At 48.5% G+C, this 3,894-nt stretch carries 2 protein-coding genes and 1 pseudogene; 1 reads left to right on the top strand and 2 read right to left on the bottom strand.

Translation table 11 applies throughout. The annotated features are described in order from the left end of the window. Window positions 1–73, bottom strand: a pseudogene (locus tag DXD65_RS20725) (DNA-3-methyladenine glycosylase I); the annotation flags it as partial. Between the two features lie 137 nt (window positions 74–210). Here DXD65_RS20725 and DXD65_RS20720 point away from each other — a divergent pair. Next, on the top strand, window positions 211–1,431 hold the full coding sequence (locus DXD65_RS20720; protein ID WP_005830138.1) for an ATP-binding protein: 1,221 nt from the start codon (window positions 211–213) through the stop codon (window positions 1,429–1,431). Here the strand turns inward: DXD65_RS20720 and DXD65_RS20715 are convergent. Next, window positions 1,428–3,521: a BT4734/BF3469 family protein gene (locus DXD65_RS20715; RefSeq protein ID WP_005833260.1), complete on the bottom strand. Its 2,094-nt coding sequence runs from the start codon at window positions 3,519–3,521 to the stop codon at window positions 1,428–1,430. The two genes, DXD65_RS20720 and DXD65_RS20715, sit on opposite strands and share 4 nt — an antisense overlap. Window positions 3,522–3,894: the final 373 nt, after the last annotated feature.

Below are 3,894 nucleotides of genomic sequence, written 5' to 3'. Positions count from 1 at the left end.
CTTCATCGTGGTATTTCACATACAGCTCGTCGGTTCCGCACCAGCCGCAACGTCCGTTTATAATGTCTTGCATAAGCGTTATTTTTGTAATGAGGTGCTAAGGTAGTGCTTTCATTCCGAATAAACAAATCTATCTATTCTAAATGGATAGATTTGTTTATTCGGAATGGAATGTTTATATTTGTATCTGAATATAAATGACATAGCCCTATGATAAGCAAATCGGATATAGTAGAAGCCATACGTGTGCAACGTGAACGGTTGAGGAAATTTCAAAGTTTCCGACGTGACCTATTGTTGTCTTTACCTCCCTTGGTAGCAGACTATGCACTGATTATATCTGGTATTCGCCGTTGTGGTAAGAGTACATTGCTGGCACAATTATCGGTGGATAGATACAAGCCGGAAGAGGTGCTCTCCTTGAATTTTGATACCCCTTTACTGTATGGATTTGAATTCAGTGATTTCCGTATAGTGGATGAAGTTATTAAGGAACATGAAGGGTGTATCGCTCTTCTTTTTGACGAAATACAGATTGTTGATGGTTGGGAGGTGTATATTCGGGGCAAGTTGGATGAAGGGTTTTATGTGGGAATCACCGGCTCCAATGCTTCGATGTTGAGTCGTGAATTGGGCACGAAGTTGACAGGAAGACATATTACGAAAGAACTGTTCCCTTTTTCGTATGCTGAATATTGCGGTTTTACGGGTAAGACTATCGGTGACAGTTCCTTGTACGACTATCTGCATCAGGGTGGCTTCCCTCAATACTTGCAACTGGATGATCAGGATGTTCTGACGGATTTAGTCAATGATATAGTATATCGTGATATTGCCGTGAGATATAATATACGTGATGACCACTCTTTGAAAAGTCTCTTGGCCTATTTGATGGGGAATGTGGGCAATCTGGTGTCTGCTACAAAACTGAAACAGATACTGGGAATGAAAAGTACTTCTACTGTGTCTGATTATTTCTCTTATTTCGAACAGACTTACTTGATAAACTTTGTTCCGAAATTTTCATATTCATATAAAGCGCAACTGTTGAACCCGAAGAAAGTGTATTGTGTGGACAATGGTGTTGTATTTGTCACCTCTCCATCTTTCACCCGTGATGAGGGTCGGAGGCTGGAGAACATGGTTTTTGCGGAATTGCGTCGCCGTTATTCTGAGATATTCTATTATAATGAGAACCGGAAGGAATGCGACTTTATAGTTGTACGCAATTCTGTGCCCCAGCTTGCCATCCAGGTATGCTATGCCTTGACCGCAGAAAACCGGAAAAGGGAAGTAGATGGCTTACTGGATGCCTTGTCTTTCTTCAAGATGGGGCATGGACTGATACTCACTTATAACCAACATGACAAATTTTCCGTAGGAGATAAAACGATAGAAGCATTGCCGGTGTCTGAATATTTTAAAGACTAATCTTCTTGTCTCTTGCACTCCACCACATGATACAGCGTGCCGAACCGTGTTCTGCGGGACGGCACTTCATGTTTCTGCAGTATCCTTCCGAATACATTCACTCTCTTGGTGGACAGCGGGATGGCGCTGTACCGGCGCAGGCGGTTCAGTATTTCGGCAGACGACAGCCATTCTCCCTCCTCGTCATTTCCGGCAACGCGGAAATAGTGGTAGAACAGTTGCTCTTCGGGCGGTATCTGTTCGAAATCGTGGTTGTTTTCCGTCATAATCCGTTCGTCCGACTGGTCGAACCAATAGCGTTCGCCGTGGTCCAGTTCGTGCATGGCCTGGGCATAAAGCTGGTTGTAGTCTATCGGGCGGTTGGTGTCTATTGCTTCCGTCACTTCTATGCAGATGAACCGGCGACTGCCGCTGGGGTCGGTCAGCAAGTCCTTCTGGTTGCTGGTGGCGATGAACGAGGCATATCGGCGCATCTCGAGCACGGCATTGGCGTATGGCTTGCGCACGTTGACCACCGGCTTCTGGAGGATATGTTTCAGGAATCCTTGCTGGGTGCTGCTTATCTGGTCGAATTCATCGATGTTGATGAGCGCAAAACGGTTGAGGTAAAGTTCGGCGTCGCGCTTGCGCGAGAAGTCGATGCTGTCCGTATAATAGGCACGCAGCTCGGGCGGGACGATGCTTCGGCAAAAGGTGCTTTTGCGGGTGCCTTGTGCACCTACCAATAAGGGGGAGACGCTGTTGGCATATTTCTTGTCGGTATTGCCGCGCCAGTGTGCCACCATGTTGAGAAACCAGCGGTGGAACAGTTCGGCCCAGTACGGGTTGTTGCAGGGTACTGTCCGGGCGAGTGCCAGGATACGGTCTTTCCCGTCCCAGTGCGGAAGGTCGTACAGATAATCTTCCAGCGGATTGAATACCGGGATGCGGTTGGAGTAGATGTACCGGCTGATGTCTCTGTCCCACAAGGGAATGCCTTCCGACTGTGCATCCAGTGCAATGCTGTTCAGCGTGCGCTTGTCGATGGGGGAGAAGCGGAAACGGAACGAGTGGCGTTCACGGTATTCCACTTCGCCCACCTGGGTATTGTAGCGGAAGTCGTAGCGGCGTTTCATGAACTCGTCCGTCTGTATGGCAAGTCTTTGCTCTTTGCTGAGGCTGCTTTGGGTATTGAAGCCTTTGTTCTCTTGGTAAACGCTTCTTACAATCTGCCGGATGACAGTCTCTTTTTGGCGCAGATAATAATGGAAATAGGTACGCTTCACGGTCTCTTCTTCGGGGATGCCCGAACGGAAACAGTTCTCGGCAAGGCGTACGGTCAGGGAGTGCAGGCTGTTGTCGGCACCGGCACCCGTCGCTTCGGCGAAAGTCTTCTGCAAGGCGGCTTCAAACAGCATGATGATGGCTTCTTCGGCTTCATATCCCGGCACGGCGCGCGTCAGGGGTGACTTCTCGTCTTGCAGGGCTTCCCGATAGGTGGTTTCGTCGGGCATGGAGACGGGCTGTGCAAGATAGAACTGTATGGAGTCCGGGCGGTACATGGCTTCGGGGTCGAAGGAGAGGCGGGAGTACTGTTCCAGCTTGGGCTCTTTCAGCAGAATGTCGAAAGGCAGTTGGGGCTGGTAGCATTTCACGGCAAGGCGGTAGGCATGGGCGTGGAATACTTCGGCTTCTTCCCGTTTGCCCGGCAGCGAATTGTTCGGACGGGTGAAGGTAGTCCAAATCTTTACAGTCCGTCCGCTGGAACCGGTGAATACGAGCCGCGTCTGGGGCTGTTCCCAGGCAAGACGTTTCACAAGGGCTATTTCGGACTTGCCGGAAAGCGGGCCTACGGTCAGTTCCACGATGCCGTTGTAGGTTTTCATCTGGCAGACACCGTTCGTCTTGCGGAATTCGGCTGCCGGGAGTACTTTGGGCAGTCGGTCTGCCTCGTTGCAGCGCTTGCCGGGCAAGCAGTATCGCAGTTGCTGGCGGAAAGTGGATACGGGCTGGGTTTTGGTCTCCGTTTTGATTTTCTGTAGGAAGGTGTCCAAGTCTGTCGTGCTCAGTGTCAGATTCCCGTCTTTTTCTCTCAGTTGGGTGATTTTCATTTCTATTTTTTGTTTTGTCACATGCAGGCAAAATGGTTTGCTTACAGTGTACTAAGGTACGACAATTAGGCTCTTTTTGCAAGTGATTCCATGCTTTTTTAGGTCGATTCCAGCGTTTTTCTGTGGAAAATCTGATGTTTTGAGTCGAAAAAGCTGGTGATTTGGGATGCTTTGTGCAGACTTCCACGCTGGTTTTGCTTGTCGGAACAATAGTTTCCGGCTATTGAAACAAAAGGTTTTACTTGTTGAAACCAATGGTTTTCCTAAGGGAAACTCTCAGTTTCTCTTGTTGAAACTTTTGTTTTAGAAGGTTGATGTCTTTTCCTGATTTAGCTAGACGCTTTTTCTTTTTATAACCGATATCAGTAGACGG

This window comes from Bacteroides sp. 4_1_36, assembly GCF_003466325.1.
GTDB lineage: Bacteria > Bacteroidota > Bacteroidia > Bacteroidales > Bacteroidaceae > Bacteroides > Bacteroides uniformis.
Note: the sequence above shows the minus strand (reverse complement) of the source record. Positions and strands in the feature narration are given on the sequence as shown.